The 967-nt window shown below is 53.1% G+C and carries 1 rRNA gene; it reads right to left on the bottom strand.

Annotation, left to right across the window (positions count from 1 at the left end):
* Positions 1-967: ribosomal RNA gene (locus tag QWF21_RS18035) — 23S ribosomal RNA — on the bottom strand; the annotation flags it as partial.

Here is a 967-nt window from a genome sequence, read left to right as displayed (position 1 = left end):
GAACTGGCGTCCCCGCTTCAAAGCCTCCCACCTATCCTACACATGTAGGGTCAATGTTCAGTGCCAAGCTATAGTAAAGGTTCACGGGGTCTTTCCGTCTAGCCGCGGGTATACGGCATCTTCACCGCAATTTCAATTTCACTGAGTCTCTGCTGGAGACAGCCTGGCCATCATTACGCCATTCGTGCAGGTCGGAACTTACCCGACAAGGAATTTCGCTACCTTAGGACCGTTATAGTTACGGCCGCCGTTTACCGGGGCTTCGATCAAGAGCTTCGCTTGCGCTAACCCCATCAATTAACCTTCCGGCACCGGGCAGGCGTCACACCCTATACGTCCACTTTCGTGTTTGCAGAGTGCTGTGTTTTTAATAAACAGTTGCAGCCAGCTGGTCACTGCGACTCTCGTGTGCTTACGGAGCAAGTCCTTCACACGCAAGAGCGTACCTTCTCCCGAAGTTACGGTACTATTTTGCCTAGTTCCTTCAGCAGAGTTCTCTCAAGCGCCTTGGTATGCTCTACCTGACCACCTGTGTCGGTTTCGGGTACGGTCGTCAATACCTGAAGCTTAGAGGCTTTTCCTGGAAGCAGGGCATCAACAGCTTCGACTCCGTAGAGTCTCGTCTCGTGTCTCAGCATTAAGAAACCGGATTTTCCTAGTCTCTCTGCCTACGCACTTTCACGCGGACTACCAACGCCGCGCCTGCCTAGCCTTCTCCGTCCCCCCATCGCAGTATTGCCGGTACGGAAATATTAATCCGTTTCCCATCGACTACGCTCTTCAGCCTCGCCTTAGGGGCCGACTTACCCTACCCTGATTAGCATGGGATAGGAACCCTTGGTCTTTCGGCGGGGAAGTTTTTCACTCCCCTTGTCGTTACTCATGTCAGCATTCGCACTTCTGATACCTCCAGCCATCCTCCCGGACAACCTTCAACGGCTTACAGAACGCTCCTCTACCACTTGTG

Source organism: Alkalimonas mucilaginosa (assembly GCF_036327005.1).
GTDB lineage: Bacteria > Pseudomonadota > Gammaproteobacteria > Enterobacterales > Alteromonadaceae > Alkalimonas > Alkalimonas mucilaginosa.
The sequence above is the reverse complement of the archived record's forward strand: the minus strand, read 5'-3'. Positions and strand labels throughout refer to the sequence as shown.